This is a genomic window from Pseudomonas sp. CFBP 8770, from assembly GCF_014841705.1.
Taxonomy (GTDB): domain Bacteria; phylum Pseudomonadota; class Gammaproteobacteria; order Pseudomonadales; family Pseudomonadaceae; genus Aquipseudomonas.
Window position 1 is genome coordinate 144,371 of sequence record NZ_JACYUL010000009.1, and the last position, 13,794, is coordinate 158,164.

The 13,794-nt window shown below is 61.1% G+C and carries 17 protein-coding genes and 1 pseudogene; 16 read left to right on the top strand and 2 right to left on the bottom strand.

Going from position 1 to position 13,794, the window contains the following annotated elements; translation table 11 throughout:
• Positions 1–374: 374 nt before the first annotated feature.
• From rluC to IFT98_RS19390, 3 genes are read left to right on the top strand one after another with little or no spacing between them, the layout of a single operon-like run.
• Positions 375–1,331, top strand: coding sequence for a 23S rRNA pseudouridine(955/2504/2580) synthase RluC (gene rluC / locus IFT98_RS19380; RefSeq protein WP_122476782.1), 957 nt, complete (start codon positions 375–377; stop codon positions 1,329–1,331).
• Positions 1,321–1,989, top strand: coding sequence for an HAD-IA family hydrolase (locus IFT98_RS19385; RefSeq protein WP_192051176.1), 669 nt, complete (start codon positions 1,321–1,323; stop codon positions 1,987–1,989). Before rluC ends, IFT98_RS19385 begins: the two co-directional genes overlap by 11 nt.
• A gap of 14 nt (positions 1,990–2,003) precedes the next feature.
• Complete coding sequence (locus IFT98_RS19390) at positions 2,004–3,002, top strand: S49 family peptidase (protein ID WP_192051178.1); 999 nt, start codon at positions 2,004–2,006, stop codon at positions 3,000–3,002.
• Positions 3,003–3,121: 119 nt separating this feature from the next.
• On the opposite strand, the gene IFT98_RS19395 is transcribed toward IFT98_RS19390, so the two are convergent.
• Entirely contained in the window at positions 3,122–3,700 is a 579-nt protein-coding gene (locus IFT98_RS19395; RefSeq protein WP_192051180.1) for a Maf family protein, read from the bottom strand.
• Between the two features lie 94 nt (positions 3,701–3,794).
• On the opposite strand from IFT98_RS19395, the gene IFT98_RS19400 reads away from it, so the two are divergent.
• The 10 genes and pseudogenes from IFT98_RS19400 to tmk all read left to right on the top strand — a co-directional run.
• Entirely contained in the window at positions 3,795–4,322 is a 528-nt protein-coding gene (locus tag IFT98_RS19400) for a YceD family protein (RefSeq protein ID WP_122714000.1), read from the top strand.
• Between the two features lie 13 nt (positions 4,323–4,335).
• Positions 4,336–4,518, top strand: coding sequence for a 50S ribosomal protein L32 (gene rpmF / locus IFT98_RS19405; protein WP_003179396.1), 183 nt, complete (start codon positions 4,336–4,338; stop codon positions 4,516–4,518).
• A gap of 3 nt (positions 4,519–4,521) precedes the next feature.
• Positions 4,522–5,532, top strand: a complete 1,011-nt coding sequence (gene plsX / locus IFT98_RS19410) for a phosphate acyltransferase PlsX (RefSeq protein WP_192051181.1) — start codon at positions 4,522–4,524, stop codon at positions 5,530–5,532.
• A 129-nt stretch (positions 5,533–5,661) separates the two neighbouring features.
• Positions 5,662–6,600 (top strand): ACP S-malonyltransferase, encoded by a 939-nt coding sequence (fabD, locus tag IFT98_RS19415; RefSeq protein ID WP_192051183.1) that lies wholly within the window; start codon positions 5,662–5,664, stop codon positions 6,598–6,600.
• Positions 6,601–6,615: 15 nt separating this feature from the next.
• A complete protein-coding gene (gene fabG / locus IFT98_RS19420; protein ID WP_122476491.1) occupies positions 6,616–7,356 on the top strand; it encodes a 3-oxoacyl-ACP reductase FabG in 741 nt (246 codons plus the stop codon).
• 197 nt (positions 7,357–7,553) lie between these two features.
• Complete coding sequence (acpP, locus tag IFT98_RS19425) at positions 7,554–7,790, top strand: acyl carrier protein (RefSeq protein ID WP_043185221.1); 237 nt, start codon at positions 7,554–7,556, stop codon at positions 7,788–7,790.
• Between the two features lie 109 nt (positions 7,791–7,899).
• Positions 7,900–9,144: a beta-ketoacyl-ACP synthase II gene (gene fabF / locus IFT98_RS19430; protein ID WP_192051185.1), complete on the top strand. Its 1,245-nt coding sequence runs from the start codon at positions 7,900–7,902 to the stop codon at positions 9,142–9,144.
• The gene (gene pabC, locus IFT98_RS19435; RefSeq protein ID WP_192051186.1) at positions 9,144–9,959 is read left to right on the top strand and encodes an aminodeoxychorismate lyase; all 816 of its coding nucleotides are present in this window, start codon (positions 9,144–9,146) and stop codon (positions 9,957–9,959) included. The genes fabF and pabC overlap by 1 nt, the downstream gene beginning before the upstream one ends.
• Positions 9,960–9,962: 3 nt before the next feature.
• Entirely contained in the window at positions 9,963–11,069 is a 1,107-nt protein-coding gene (mltG, locus tag IFT98_RS19440) for an endolytic transglycosylase MltG (RefSeq protein WP_192051188.1), read from the top strand.
• Between the two features lie 17 nt (positions 11,070–11,086).
• Positions 11,087–11,383: pseudogene (gene tmk, locus IFT98_RS19445) on the top strand (dTMP kinase); the annotation flags it as partial.
• A 324-nt stretch (positions 11,384–11,707) separates the two neighbouring features.
• Here the strand turns inward: tmk and IFT98_RS19450 are convergent.
• Positions 11,708–12,172 carry a helix-turn-helix domain-containing protein gene (locus IFT98_RS19450; protein ID WP_192051191.1) on the bottom strand — a complete coding sequence of 155 codons (465 nt, stop codon included), beginning with the start codon at positions 12,170–12,172 and terminating at the stop codon, positions 11,708–11,710.
• A 101-nt stretch (positions 12,173–12,273) separates the two neighbouring features.
• Here IFT98_RS19450 and IFT98_RS19455 point away from each other — a divergent pair, with 101 nt between their 5' ends.
• From IFT98_RS19455 to IFT98_RS19465, 3 genes are all read left to right on the top strand, one after another.
• Positions 12,274–12,696, top strand: a complete 423-nt coding sequence (locus tag IFT98_RS19455) for a DUF6957 family protein (RefSeq protein ID WP_342214190.1) — start codon at positions 12,274–12,276, stop codon at positions 12,694–12,696.
• Positions 12,697–12,755: 59 nt separating this feature from the next.
• Positions 12,756–13,202, top strand: a complete 447-nt coding sequence (locus IFT98_RS19460; protein ID WP_192051193.1) for a hypothetical protein — start codon at positions 12,756–12,758, stop codon at positions 13,200–13,202.
• An 86-nt stretch (positions 13,203–13,288) separates the two neighbouring features.
• Positions 13,289–13,786 (top strand): hypothetical protein, encoded by a 498-nt coding sequence (locus IFT98_RS19465; RefSeq protein WP_192051195.1) that lies wholly within the window; start codon positions 13,289–13,291, stop codon positions 13,784–13,786.
• The last annotated feature ends 8 nt before the right edge of the window (positions 13,787–13,794 follow it).

The following is a 13,794-nucleotide window of genomic DNA, read 5'->3' on the forward strand; positions in this document are numbered from 1 at the left end:
GTTGGCAATATCGCGAACTTCAATTCGTAAAGTTCGCCCTGTATGACTAAGGCATTGGGTTTCCGAAGCTTGTACCTGAACTGGGTAAGGACGACTGCAAAGCGCAAGTGGCGTCGAACGAAAGGCAGGAAGGTGTCCGGTATGCCGGGGTTCCTGGGCTTTCATCGGTTTTCTCGCACCTGCGCGGCGTTGCCCTCAAACACTCCGTAACTGGCAAAAGCCCCGTAGGACGGCCTCGCGTCCTCGAGAATTGCGTTGGTCAGGGCCGGTTCATAACCGCTTGTCCGCTGCCCAGCCGCTTATGGCGGCGTTCGCGACTATAGCAGCAATCATTAAGTGCTTCAAATCCATAAAAAATTGTTATGATCGCGGCCATGACGACTACTACTCCCCCAACCTCCGGCGTTCAGCTGATCGAGGTTGCGCCGGAACTTGCCGGCCAACGCATAGACAACTTTCTCATCACGGCGCTCAAGGGCGTGCCGAAAACCTTGATCTATCGCATCCTGCGCAAGGGCGAAGTGCGGGTGAACAAGGGGCGCATCAAGCCGGAATACAAGCTGCAGGCCGGCGACATCGTGCGCGTGCCGCCGGTGCGCCTGCCCGAACGCGACGCGCCCGTGCCGGTTGCGCAAGGGTTGCTGCAGCGGCTCGAAGACGCCATCGTCTACGAGGACAAGGCCTTGATCGTGCTGAACAAGCCGGCGGGTATTGCCGTGCATGGCGGCAGCGGCCTGAGCTTCGGCGTGATCGAAGCCTTTCGCCAGTTGCGTCCCGACACCAAGGAGCTCGAGCTGGTGCATCGGCTGGATCGCGACACGTCCGGGCTGCTGATGATCGCCAAGAAACGCTCCATGCTGCGCCACCTGCACGCGGCGCTGCGTGGCGACGGTGTCGACAAGCGCTACATGGCGCTGGTGCGTGGGCATTGGGCGACCGCCAAGAAGCAGGTCAATGCGCCCCTGCTCAAGAGCAACCTGCGCTCGGGCGAGCGCATGGTCGAGATCAACGAAGAAGGCAAGGAAGCGCTGACCCTGTTCAAGGTGCTGCGCCGCTTCGGCGACTTCGCGACCATCGTCGAGGCGCGCCCGATCACCGGGCGCACCCATCAGATTCGCGTGCACGCCCTGCATGCCGGGCACGAGATTGCCGGCGACACCAAGTACGGTGACGAAAACTTCTCCAAAGAGATTCGCGAGCTCGGCGGCAAACGTCTGTTCCTGCACGCCTACGCGCTGACCGTGCCGCTGCCCGATGGCGGCGAGTTGAAGGTCGAGGCGCCGGTCGACGAAGTCTGGGCCCGGACCGTGGAGCGTCTGAGTGCAAGCTGACTACACGCTGTTGATCTTCGATTGGGACGGCACCCTGTGCGATTCCATTGGCCGGATCGTCGAGGCCATGCACGCCGCGGCGACACTGTCGGGTTATCCGCCGTGCAGTGACGAGGCGGTCAAGGGCATCATCGGTCTGGCCCTGTCCGAAGCCATCGGCGTGCTGTATCCCCAGCTTGACGAGGCCCAGGTGCTGACCATGCGCGCGCATTACGCCGATGCCTACATGGCCCTGGACGCTACGCCGTCTGCGCTGTTTCCCGGTGTGCGCGAAGCCTTGCTCGGGTTTCGCGAACAGGGCTATCGCCTTGCCGTGGCAACCGGCAAGGCCCGCCGTGGGCTGGATCGCGTGCTCAAGGCGCATGGCTGGGAAGACTTTTTCGACATCACCCGTGCTGCCGATGAAACCCGTGGCAAGCCCCATCCTCTGATGCTTGAGCAGATCATGAGCCATTGCGGGGCAGGGCCTGAGCGCTCGTTGATGGTCGGCGATGCCTCGTTCGATCTATTGATGGCGCGCAATGCCGGCATGCACAGCGTGGCCGTCGGTTACGGCGCCCTGCCGCTGCATGTGCTGCGGCAATACGAGCCGCAGGTGTGCATCGAATCGTTCGATCAATTGCCCGCGTGGCTCGACAGTCGTCGCGTATCAGCCTGACCAAGGGGTAGAGAATGTCCGATCAATGGAAAGCTCCACGCAGTGAAGATGACAACGCCCCAGTGGGCGACGAAAAAAGCTGGCGATTGCTCGAAAAAACCTTGCTGGCCAGTGTGCAGGAGCAGCGTCGCGCGCGCCGCTGGGGCATCTTCTTCAAGCTGCTGACCTTTATCTACCTGTTCGGCGCGATCTTCCTCTTCTCGCCGCTGCTGGACATGGAAAAGGCCACGAGCGGCAGTGCGTCCGGATACACCGCGGTGATCGACGTGCGCGGTGTGATTGCCGACAAGGAAGCCGCGAGCGCGGACAATATCGTCGGCAGCCTGCGCAGTGCATTCGAAGACACCAAGGTCAAGGGCGTGATCTTGCGCATCAACAGCCCTGGCGGCAGTCCGGTGCAGTCCGGCTACGTCTTCGACGAGATCCGTCGCTTGCGCGGCGAGCACCCGGACATCAAGGTCTACGCGGTCATCGCCGACCTGGGCGCGTCCGGCGCCTATTACATCGCCAGCGCCGCGGATCAGATCTACGCCGACAAATCCAGCCTGGTCGGTTCCATTGGCGTGACCGCGGCCGGCTACGGCTTCGTCGGTACCATGGAAAAGCTGGGTGTCGAGCGCCGTGCCTACACCTCGGGCGAGCACAAGGCATTCCTGGATCCGTTCCAGCCGCAGCGTGCCGATGAAACCGAGTTCTGGAAAGGCGTGCTGGCGACCACCCACCGGCAGTTTATCGACAGCGTAAAGGCCGGGCGTGGCGACCGACTCAAAGACAAAGAACACCCCGAATTGTTTTCCGGGCTGATCTGGTCGGGCGAGCAGGCACTGCAACTGGGTCTGGTCGACGCGCTGGGCAGCAGCAGTATGGTGGCCCGTGACGTGATCGGCGCCAAGGACATGGTCGACTTCACCGTGAAGGAATCGCCGCTCGACCGCTTCTCGAAGAAGTTCGGTGCCAGCGTTGCCGATCAGATCGCGATGTGGATGGGATTCCAGGGGCCGAGCCTGCGCTGAATGGTTGCAGCGCTGTCGATGGCCTCTTCGCGGGCAGAGCCCGCTCCCACAGAAGGCCGCTCCTGCGCTTGTGGGAGCGGGCTCTGCCCGCGAAAGCGGCAGCAATCACCCCGCAAGGCTCAAGGCAATTGCACACCCTCCTTGAGCAGCATGTCCACCAGGCGAATCAGCGGCAGGCCCACCAGGCTGGTGGCGTCCGCGCCTTCGGTGCTTTGGAACAAGGTCACACCCAGCCCTTCGGCCTTGAAGCTGCCGGCGCAGTCATAAGGCTGCTCCGCCAGCAGGTAGCGTTCGATGGCAGCGGCCGATAGCGGGCGCATGTGCACCGTGAACGGCACCACATCGACCTGGCACTCGCCGCTGGCGACGTTCAATAGCGCCAGTCCGGTCAGGAATGTGACGGATCGGCCGCTGGCAGCCAGCAATTGCTCGCGCGCCTGGGCGAAGTCGCCAGGCTTGCCCAGAACCCTGTCTCCGAGCACCGCAACCTGGTCCGAACCAATGATCAAATGCCCGGGATGCAGCGCGGCCAGCGCCCGGGCTTTCTGTTCGGCGAGGCGTTTGACCAGGGCGCACGCCGGCTCTTCCGGCAGGTGACTTTCGTCGATGTCGGGCGATGCGCAGGTGAACGGCAGGCGCAGCCGCGCCAGCAGTTCACGGCGGTAGGGGGAGCTGGAAGCGAGTAGCAGGGCAGGCATGGCAGGCTCCTGTGGATGAACGGCCACTCTATCATGCACTTGGGCCTGAATTTCCTTTGACAGGTGAGGGGGTCGTCCCTAGAATGCTGCGCCTATGTTGAATGACCCGATTCCACCTCACGTTGACCCGCGCAAATTGGCAGATCGTGGCGTAACCCTAGAAGGTTCGCTGCTCTTGGCCGATTTGGAGAGACTCTGCGACCCGCTTTCCGACAACGTCGGTACGGTGCAGGCCAAATTCATTTTCGAGCGAGACGAACGCAAGGCCGTGGTCATCCACAGCTGCCTGGACGTCGAGGTCAAGATGGTTTGCCAGCGTTGTCTTGAGCTGGTAACCCTGCCGATCCACAGCGAATGCAGTTATGCCGTGGTGAAGGAGGGTGCGAACACCCAGTCGTTACCGAAAGGTTATGACGTGCTGGAACTGGGCGAAGATCCATTGGATCTGCAGGCGCTGGTCGAGGAGGAGCTGTTGCTCGCCTTGCCTATCGTGCCTGCTCATCATCCGGAAGAATGCCAGCAGCCGGCGGGAGCAGATGATCCCGATCCGAGCGAGGACGAGGTAACGCGGTCCAACCCGTTCAGTGTATTGGCGCAGTTAAAGCGTGACCCAAACGTTTAGGAGTTAATCAATTATGGCTGTTCAGCAGAACAAAAAATCCCGCTCTGCCCGTGACATGCGCCGTTCGCACGACGCACTCGAGGCAAGCACCCTGTCGGTCGAAAAGACCACCGGTGAAGTGCACCTGCGTCACCACGTATCGCCAGAAGGCGTATACCGTGGCCGTAAAGTGATCGACAAGGGCGCTGACGAGTAAATCTTGTCCGCTCAGTCCATCGCGATTGATGCAATGGGCGGGGACTTCGGTCCCCGCAGCATTGTTCAGGCCAGCCTTGCCTGCCTGTCTGCTACGCCCTCGCTGCACCTGACCCTCGTCGGTCACCCTCAACTTCTCGAAGAACTGATTGCCAGCCAGCCGGCAATGGATCGCTCACGCCTGCACATCGCTGCCGCCGGTGAAGTGGTCGGCATGGACGAGCGGCCGTCCCAGGCGCTGCGCGGCAAGCCCGACTCTTCGATGCGCGTGGCGCTCCAGCTGCTGCGCGACGAACAGGTCCAGGCGGTGGTCAGCGCAGGCAACACCGGGGCCCTGATGGCGTTGTCCAGGCACCTGCTCAAGACCCTGCCGGGCATCGACCGCCCAGCCATGATGGCCGCCATCCCGACACGGGGAGGCTATTGCCAGCTGCTGGATCTGGGCGCCAATGTCGACTGCAGTGCCGAGCACTTGTATCAGTTCGCCGTGATGGGCTCGGTCGCGGCGCGCGCGCTGGGTGTCGAGCAGCCGCGGGTAGCGTTGCTCAATGTGGGCACCGAGGACATCAAGGGCAATCAGCAGGTCAAGCTGGCAGCCAGCCTGTTGCGCAAGGCGCAGGGCCTGAACTACACCGGCTACATCGAAGGCGACGGCGTGTTTCGAGGCGAGGCCGACGTGGTGGTGTGCGACGGCTTCGTCGGCAATATCCTGCTCAAATCCAACGAAGGCCTGGCCGGCATGTTTGCTGAGCGCGTGCAGGCGTTGTTTCGCAGCAGCCTGATGGCGCGCGCCGCGGGCGTGCTGGCCCTGCCATTGCTCAAGCGTCTGCAGGCTGACCTGACGCCTGCGCGCTACAACGGCGCGAGTCTGCTCGGCCTGCAGGGCATCGTGGTCAAGAGCCATGGCGCTGCGGGTGTAGAAGGGCTGCAGTGTGCGATAGACCGGGCGCGGGACGAGATTCGCGAAAACCTGCCGCAGCGCCTGCACGGGCAGCTGGCGCAGATGCTGCTTTAGGCGTGCGCAGCCAGAGGTGCTTAAATGTGACCACTGGCAGGTGTACGTTATCCAACTGTCAGTTCAGTGCGCCGGACACGCTTCCGGCGTCGAATTTTCCGGCAACAAGATCATACAAGGGCTTGTTCAATGTCTGCATCCCTCGCATTCGTTTTCCCGGGGCAAGGCTCCCAGTCGCTCGGCATGCTGGCCGAACTGGGTGCGCAGTACCCTCTGGTCATGGACACCTTCAAGGAGGCGTCCGACGCCTTGGGCTATGACCTCTGGGCGCTGGTTCAGCAGGGCCCGGTCGAAAGCCTCAATCAGACCGACAAGACGCAACCCGCCATTCTCGCCGCTTCCATCGCGCTGTGGCGCCTGTGGTTGGCCGAGGGCGGCGAGCATCCGGCCTATGTCGCCGGCCATAGCCTGGGCGAATACAGTGCGCTGGTAGCCGCCGGCTGCCTGTCCCTGGCCGATGCGGTGAAACTGGTGGAGCGTCGCGGCCAATTGATGCAGGAAGCCGTGCCCGCCGGGCAGGGTGCCATGGCGGCGATTCTTGGCCTGGAAGACGCCGATGTGCTGGCAGCCTGCGCCGATGCGGCTCAGGGCGATGTGGTCAGCGCGGTCAATTTCAACTCGCCGGGCCAGGTGGTGATCGCCGGCACAACGCAAGCCGTCGCGCGTGCCATCGAACTGTGCAAGGACAAGGGCGCCAAGCGCGCCCTGCCGTTGCCGGTCAGCGTGCCGTCGCACTGTGCCTTGATGACATCGGCTGCCGAGCGTTTCGCCGAGTCGGTCAATGCCATCGACTGGCAGGCGCCGCAAATCCCGGTCGTGCAGAATGTCAGCGCCGCTGTGCCGGCCGATCTCGAAACCCTCAAGCGCGACCTGCTCGAACAGTTGTACAAGCCGGTGCGCTGGGTTGAAACCGTGCAGTACCTGGCCGCCCAGGGTGCACCGCGTCTCGTGGAATGCGGACCGGGCAAGGTCCTCGCCGGCCTCAACAAGCGCTGCGCCGATGGCGTGAGCACCGACAACCTGAACACCCCCGAAGCCTTCGCCGCCGCCCGCGCGGCGCAAGCCTGATCAAGGAGAACTTGCATGAGCCTGCAAGGTAAAGTTGCACTGGTCACTGGCGCAAGCCGTGGCATTGGCCAGGCGATCGCCCTGGAACTGGGGCGCATGGGCGCCACCGTCATCGGTACCGCCACCTCCGAAAGCGGTGCCGCGCGCATTGCCGCCACGCTCAAGGAGCACGGCATCGAAGGCACCGGCCTGGAACTCAACGTGTGCAGCGACGAGTCGGTGGCTGCCACCCTGGCCAAGATCCAGGAGCAGTTCGGCGCTCCGGCGATCCTGGTCAACAACGCCGGTATCACCCGCGACAACCTGATGCTGCGCATGAAAGACGACGAATGGCACGATGTCGTCGATACCAATCTCAACAGCCTGTTCCGCCTGTCCAAGGCCGTGTTGCGCGGCATGACCAAGGCGCGTTGGGGCCGGATCATCAGCATCGGTTCGGTTGTAGGTGCAATGGGCAACGTCGGCCAAGTAAACTACGCCGCGGCCAAGGCCGGTCTGGAAGGTTTCAGTCGTGCCCTGGCTCGTGAAGTCGGCTCGCGCGCAATCACCGTGAACTCGGTGGCGCCCGGTTTCATCGACACCGACATGACCCGCGAATTGCCCGAAGCACAGCGCGAAGCGCTGCAGGGCCAGATTCCACTGGGCCGTCTGGGTCAGGCCGACGAAATCGCCAAAGTGGTCGGTTTTCTGGCCTCCGACGGTGCAGCCTACGTCACAGGGGCTACAATTCCGGTGAACGGCGGCATGTACATGTAAATGAAAATGTGACGGATTGCTTGAAAAAAATGTCTTACCCGGCATCCAAAATCCGTTATAAAGCTGCATCCGAATTCTAGGTGGCGGGCTTACGTGGGGTCGCAGTGACGCTTTCAGTTTGAAAAGCCGAGCTTCTTCTATAAACTTACGTACCGGCCAGCCGCCTGACATATGTCCATTAGGAGTGAAAACAAGGTATGAGCACCATCGAAGAACGCGTCAAGAAGATCGTCGCCGAGCAACTGGGCGTCAAAGCGGAGGAGGTCAACAACACTTCTTCCTTCGTTGAAGATCTGGGTGCCGATTCCCTGGACACCGTTGAGCTGGTGATGGCTCTGGAAGAGGAATTCGAAACCGAGATTCCTGACGAAGAAGCCGAGAAAATCACCACTGTTCAAGCTGCCATCGATTACGTCACCGCCCACCAGGCGTAACGTTTTGTAATCGCCGTTGCTTGTCATGGAAAACCGCACTGCCTTCGTTGGCGTGCGGTTTTTTCTTTAGACGGCCGCGCGGTGATGTTTCCAGAATAAGGAGAGTGCTGTGTCGCGTAGACGCGTCGTGGTCACAGGTATGGGCATGCTGTCACCGCTGGGCACCGACGTGCCGAGCAGCTGGCAGGGCATCCTGGCCGGCCGCAGTGGCATAGGTCCCATCGAGCATACGGATCTGTCGGCCTATTCGACCCGTTTCGGCGGCTCGGTGAAGGGGTTCGATGTCGAGCAATACCTCTCGGTCAAGGAGGCACGCAAGCTCGACTTGTTCATTCAGTACGGCCTGGCTGCTGGCTTCCAGGCAGTACGCAACGCGGGCCTCGAAGTCACCGACGCCAATCGCGAGCGTATCGGCGTGGCCATGGGCTCGGGCATCGGTGGCCTGACCAATATCGAAGAAACCTGCCGCATCCTGCACGACAGCGGGCCACGGCGGATATCGCCGTTCTTCGTGCCTGGCTCCATCATCAACATGATTTCCGGTTTCCTGTCGATTCACCTCGGCGCGCAGGGGCCCAACTACGCGATCGCCACCGCGTGCACCACCGGCACCCATTGCATTGGCATGGCCGCGCGCAACATCGTCTATGGCGAAGCTGACGTGATGATCGCCGGCGGTGCGGAAATGGCCGCCTGCGGGCTGGGCATGGGCGGCTTCGGCGCGGCGCGTGCCTTGTCCACGCGCAACGACGAGCCGACCCGTGCCAGCCGCCCGTGGGACAAAGGCCGTGACGGTTTCGTGTTGTCCGACGGTGCGGGTGCGCTGGTGCTCGAAGAGCTCGAGCACGCCCAGGCGCGTGGTGCGACCATCTATGCCGAACTGATCGGTTTCGGCACCAGCGGCGATGCGTTCCACATGACGTCGCCGCCCGAAGACGGCGCCGGCGCCGCGCGTTGCATGACCAACGCCTTGCGCGATGCCGGCATCACGCCTGACCAGGTGCAGTACATCAATGCCCATGGCACCTCGACCTCGGCCGGCGATCTGGCCGAAGTCAGCGCCATCAAGAGCGTATTCGGCGATCATGCCTACAAGCTGGCGGTGAGCTCCACCAAGTCGATGACCGGGCACCTGCTGGGGGCTGCGGGTGCCGTCGAAGCCATCTTCAGTGTGCTGGCCATCAACAGCCAGATGGCGCCGCCGACCATCAACCTGGACGAGCCGGACGAAGGCTGCGATCTGGACTTCGTGCCGCACACCGCGCGCAGCATGCCGATCGACGTGGTGTTGAGCAACTCGTTCGGTTTCGGCGGAACCAACGGTTCCCTGGTGTTCCGGCGCTTTCCCGCTTGATGCAAGCCTGGCTCGACGGGCAGCCAGGCGATGCGCTGGGCCTGAAGAGTCGGGGCCTGGCCTACGGTGACGGGGTGTTCGAAACCTTTGCGGTACGCGATGGCCAGGCGGCGCTGCTGGACCGTCACCTGACGCGTCTTGCGCTGGGCTGCCAGCGTCTGGCGATCATCGCCGACCTGGCGGTGGTGCGCGACGAGGTCGTGCGCTATGCGGCGGCACTGGGGCAGGGCGTGCTCAAGTTGATCGTCACGCGCGGTGACAGTGCGCGCGGTTATGCCGCTGATCCGCAGGCTGGCGCGCGGCGCATCCTGCAAGGTGCTCCAAGCCCGGTCTATCCTCATGCACACCGCGCGCAGGGGGTGGAACTCTTCCCCTGCAGCACGAGGCTGGCCGAGCAACCCTTGCTGGCCGGACTCAAGCACCTCAACCGCCTGGAGCAGGTACTGGCCCGCGCCGAATGGAGCGATCCGGCTTTTGCCGAGGGTTTGATGCTGGACATGTCCGGCCGCCTCGTCGAAGGCGTCTACAGCAATCTGTTCCTGGTGATCGACGGGGTGTTGCACACGCCCGCGCTGCAACGCTGCGGCGTGGCCGGCGTGATGCGCGCCGAACTGCTGGAGCAAGCTGCGACGCTGGGGCTGCAGGTGGCCGTGGGTGACCTGTGGCCTGCGGACCTGGCACGGGCCGACGAAGTATTCGTCTGCAACAGTGTCTACGGCGTGTGGCCGGTGCGCGCTTTCACGTCACTGAGGTGGTCGGCAGGACCGCTCACCCGTAAACTGCAAGGCATTGCCCACGCGCTATTGGATGCCTGATTTGTGAAGCGTAAATTTCTGCTGTTGCTGGAAACGCTCATCGTTGTTGCCGCACTGGCGACGGGCGTGGTGGCCTGGAAAGTCGACAGTGCCTTGAACCAGCCCCTGGCCGTGGCTCAAGAACAGCTGCTCGACGTGCCCAACCGCGCAACCCCCGGCGGCACGATCCTGCGCATGCAGGCAGCGGGTACCTTGCGCGATGCATTCTGGTTGCGCCTGTACTGGCGCTTCAACCGTGCCGGACAGCCCCTGCACACCGGCGAATACCGCATGACGCCCGGCATGACCGTCAACGACCTGTTCAACGTCTGGCAGCGCGGCGAGGTGGTGCAGTACAGCCTGACCCTGGTCGAAGGCTGGAATTTCCGCCAGGTACGCGCCGCGCTGGCGCGTCAGGAAAAGCTCGAGCAGACCCTGGGCGGGCTGAGCGACAGTGACGTGATGGCGCGCATCGGCCACCCCAAGGCGTTCCCCGAAGGCCGGTTTTTCCCTGACACCTACAAGTATGTGCGTGGCATGAGCGATGTCGAGCTGCTGCAGCAGGCCTACACACGGCTGGAAGAGGTGCTGGCCAGTGAATGGACCGAGCGCGCGGCCAGCGCTCCCTACAGTGAGCCTTATCAAGCGCTGATCATGGCCTCGCTGGTGGAAAAGGAAACCGGCGTGCCCCAGGAGCGCGGCGAGATCGCCGGGGTCTTCGTGCGTCGTCTCAAGGCGGGCATGTTGTTGCAGACCGACCCGACCGTGATCTACGGCATGGGCGAACGCTACAACGGCAAGCTGACCCGCGCCGACCTGCGCGAGCCGACGGCCTACAACACCTACGTGATTGCCGGAATGCCGCCCACGCCCATTGCCATGGTGGGCCGCGAGGCGATTCATGCAGCACTCAACCCGGTCCCCGGCAGCAGCCTGTATTTTGTCGCGCGCGGCGACGGTAGCCATGTCTTTTCCGACGATCTGGATGCCCACAACAATGCCGTGCGCGAGTATCAACTCAAACGCCGTGCCGATTATCGCTCGAGCCCCGCGCCTGCCACGGCGCCGATAGAGACCGGCACGCGCGAGCCACAAGAGAAGCCGGACGCTGTCGAGGCGCCTGCTCCATGACTTTGCAAGGACACCCTGTGACCGGTTTATTCATCACTCTGGAAGGGCCGGAAGGCGCGGGCAAGAGCACCAATCGCGAATACCTGGCCGAGCGTCTGCGCGCCAGCGGACTGGACGTGGTGCTGACTCGCGAGCCGGGCGGCACGCCCCTGGCCGAACGTATCCGCGAACTGCTGCTGGCGCCCAGCGATGAAACCATGTGCGGGGATACCGAACTGCTGCTGATGTTCGCCGCGCGGGCACAACACCTGGCCCAGGTGATTCGCCCGGCGCTGGCGCGTGGCGCGGTGGTGTTGTGCGATCGATTCACCAATAATTTGTTTTGGAAGGGGGAAGAACGTAAACCGACGGGACATTGCGCTTAGCTCGCCCCGTGTTCGCTAAACCCTAGGAAAAACAGGGCTTGTAGAGTGGGGCGAGTCGCTAGTGATTTTATCTTAGCACCAAAACGCTGCTTTACGTAAACCACCGCTCGTCAGCAAAAAATTTGGTGCGAATGTAAACACGTTTTCGCACACTACAGAGATTTGTGCTCCACTTGTGCTCTTTCACCCAATCCGTAAATCCAAAAATCCAATAAACTCGGGCACTTAGCGGTTTACATTCCTATCTTAAGCCGTCTCGTCGTATCACCAAGCCTAGCTTTCTCGGTGCCATAGTCGGCGAAGCGTGCTCTCCGGTATCCCCAGCTCCTTCGCTGCCTGAGCCTGGGTAAATCCTCTCTTCTTCAAATCATGAACCGCTTCCAACTTCTTTCTGGCGCTATCCGTCCCATGGCGTGGCAATGCCTCTGGCTTCGTTGGCAGGCTCGCGTCAGCCAGTTCCAGGGCATCTAGCTCCGCAAGCGCAGCCAGCAGCATCTCCCGAGCTGTTACGTGTTTGTGGGAGGCAACGGTTAGCGCGAGGAGGGTGATCGGCTCCACATTTAGTGCGGCTGCTAGCTGATAGCTCGAGTCGAGGGTCACCGCACTTTTTCCGAGCTCTAGGTTGCTTACATGAGGTTGGGACACCGAACCGCCTACATTGGCGATGTCCTCTTGGAACAGCCCTTTACGAGTGCGTAGCAACTGAAGGGATGCTGCAAAGGAATAACGCAGCGACATCGCAAATTCCCCAAAAACGAGTGGTATGCCGCGTTTGCCTGCCGCCAAGCAAATAGATATAGTCATACGGATGGCGGTTTGGATCTGGATCGTCAATTTATGTGAAATTATTGGCGGGGACGCAGCAGATGGAAAGAGGGCTCGAAGATGGGCTGCTGGGCGAAAGTGGGGTTGCCTTGGTTGGCTCTGAACTGTCCCTTGAAGATGTGCTCCTCGCTGCTCGAGAACATTACAAACACCTGCCCCTATGCGCCGTTCAAGAATGGATCATTCTGGACGCCATCGTCACCGACGACGAGCGAGTCAACGTGATCGCTGCTGGTTGCCAACCCATGTTTCTGTTTGCCCACAAAGTCTTGCACGACGAGCAGAGAAGATTCGAGCCAGGTGATTGGGTGCGTTCAAGTATGGGCACCACGTTCAAAGAAGGCTTCATTTTCGCCACGCGGAACACGATTTACGTTTTGGTTGGGCCAGGTCAACGCAAACCTGCTTCTATCGAAGCGATATTTTCGATCTGCTAAGCATCACTCATTGGCTAAATGCTGGGCCAATTTATGGGCCTAGAGAATTGGGGCAACACATGTTCAGAACACAAGACGCTGACCTGATCGGGATACCCGGAATGTTCGGTGAAGGCGTTTCCCAATGGCACTCCGTGTCGCGACTGCTTAAAACGCACTGGTACCACCTCACCGTACGTGCCGTGGAAAATGGCCGTAGCACTGAGATCGCATTCATGGTCGAGGGGGAGCAAAAACTCCAGCGCATGCTGGTGGCCCAAGACGAGCAGGCCTTCATCACTGACATCCAGGTGGTTACGCCGTCACACATGAACGCCAAGGGTATTTGGAGCATGGAACCGCTGGCGAAGGTCACCGTTGGCATGGACAGTACCGGATGCGAAGCCTGCCTGCTCGAGGTCGAGAGTGGAACGGTTTATCACAACTCGCACAACCCAGATTTCCGGCCTGATTTGCTAACAAACCTTCGTCGCATTTTCCAATCGAGCATGATCAAAGCTGCCTAGGGAATACCAAAAAATGCGCATGAAATCAGCAGACATGGTTGCGTGGCAGATTCCTGGTAAAAGCCTTTACGACGGACGCAGAACCCATGAAGACTCAGACGAACAACAATATTGACCTCATGTTTTACAGTAAGCGCCACACCTGCTTCGACCTCAGACGCCTAGTCAAGGCGAAGGAACAGGCATTCTCTGCTCCCGTCACGGCCTACCTCTGCGGGGTGTTCATTACCTCGCGTACTGGCGTTGGCATTGTTTTCGATCACGTACGTCGAAAAGCGAACGGCTTATTCGAAGATGGCCACTTGATCCGGACATCCGACGTAGTGTCAGTGGAGAAAGAAGGGCGATTCTGGGTTATGACTACCGAGAACTCTCGCTATGTGATTGCTACATTTCAGCGCGAAAATGGCCTGTGCCAAGGACAGCGGGCTGGATACCAGTACGCCTATCGACAATACGGGCCACATAGAACGGGACACAGACAAACGCTTTGCAGAGCGCAAAGAAAATGGAGCAGGCATAGCACGCACTTCCTGATCATCAAGAAACTTCAAGGGCGTTCAGCAACCGTTGCAGATCGCTGAAAGAATTT

Bases quoted from the DNA above. Each gene is read 5' to 3' on its own strand.
- IFT98_RS19450 (WP_192051191.1), bottom strand. From the start codon at position 12,172: ATGTCGCTGCGTTATTCCTTTGCAGCATCCCTTCAGTTGCTACGCACT.
- IFT98_RS19400 (WP_122714000.1), top strand. From the start codon at position 3,795: ATGTTGAATGACCCGATTCCACCTCACGTTGACCCGCGCAAATTGGCA.
- IFT98_RS19460 (WP_192051193.1), top strand. From the start codon at position 12,756: ATGTTCAGAACACAAGACGCTGACCTGATCGGGATACCCGGAATGTTC.
- IFT98_RS19390 (WP_192051178.1), top strand. From the start codon at position 2,004: ATGTCCGATCAATGGAAAGCTCCACGCAGTGAAGATGACAACGCCCCA.
- fabD (WP_192051183.1), top strand. From the start codon at position 5,662: ATGTCTGCATCCCTCGCATTCGTTTTCCCGGGGCAAGGCTCCCAGTCG.
- pabC (WP_192051186.1), top strand. From the start codon at position 9,144: ATGCAAGCCTGGCTCGACGGGCAGCCAGGCGATGCGCTGGGCCTGAAG.
- IFT98_RS19395 (WP_192051180.1), bottom strand. From the start codon at position 3,700: ATGCCTGCCCTGCTACTCGCTTCCAGCTCCCCCTACCGCCGTGAACTG.
- rluC (WP_122476782.1), top strand. From the start codon at position 375: ATGACGACTACTACTCCCCCAACCTCCGGCGTTCAGCTGATCGAGGTT.
- IFT98_RS19465 (WP_192051195.1), top strand. From the start codon at position 13,289: ATGAAGACTCAGACGAACAACAATATTGACCTCATGTTTTACAGTAAG.
- acpP (WP_043185221.1), top strand. From the start codon at position 7,554: ATGAGCACCATCGAAGAACGCGTCAAGAAGATCGTCGCCGAGCAACTG.
- fabG (WP_122476491.1), top strand. From the start codon at position 6,616: ATGAGCCTGCAAGGTAAAGTTGCACTGGTCACTGGCGCAAGCCGTGGC.
- rpmF (WP_003179396.1), top strand. From the start codon at position 4,336: ATGGCTGTTCAGCAGAACAAAAAATCCCGCTCTGCCCGTGACATGCGC.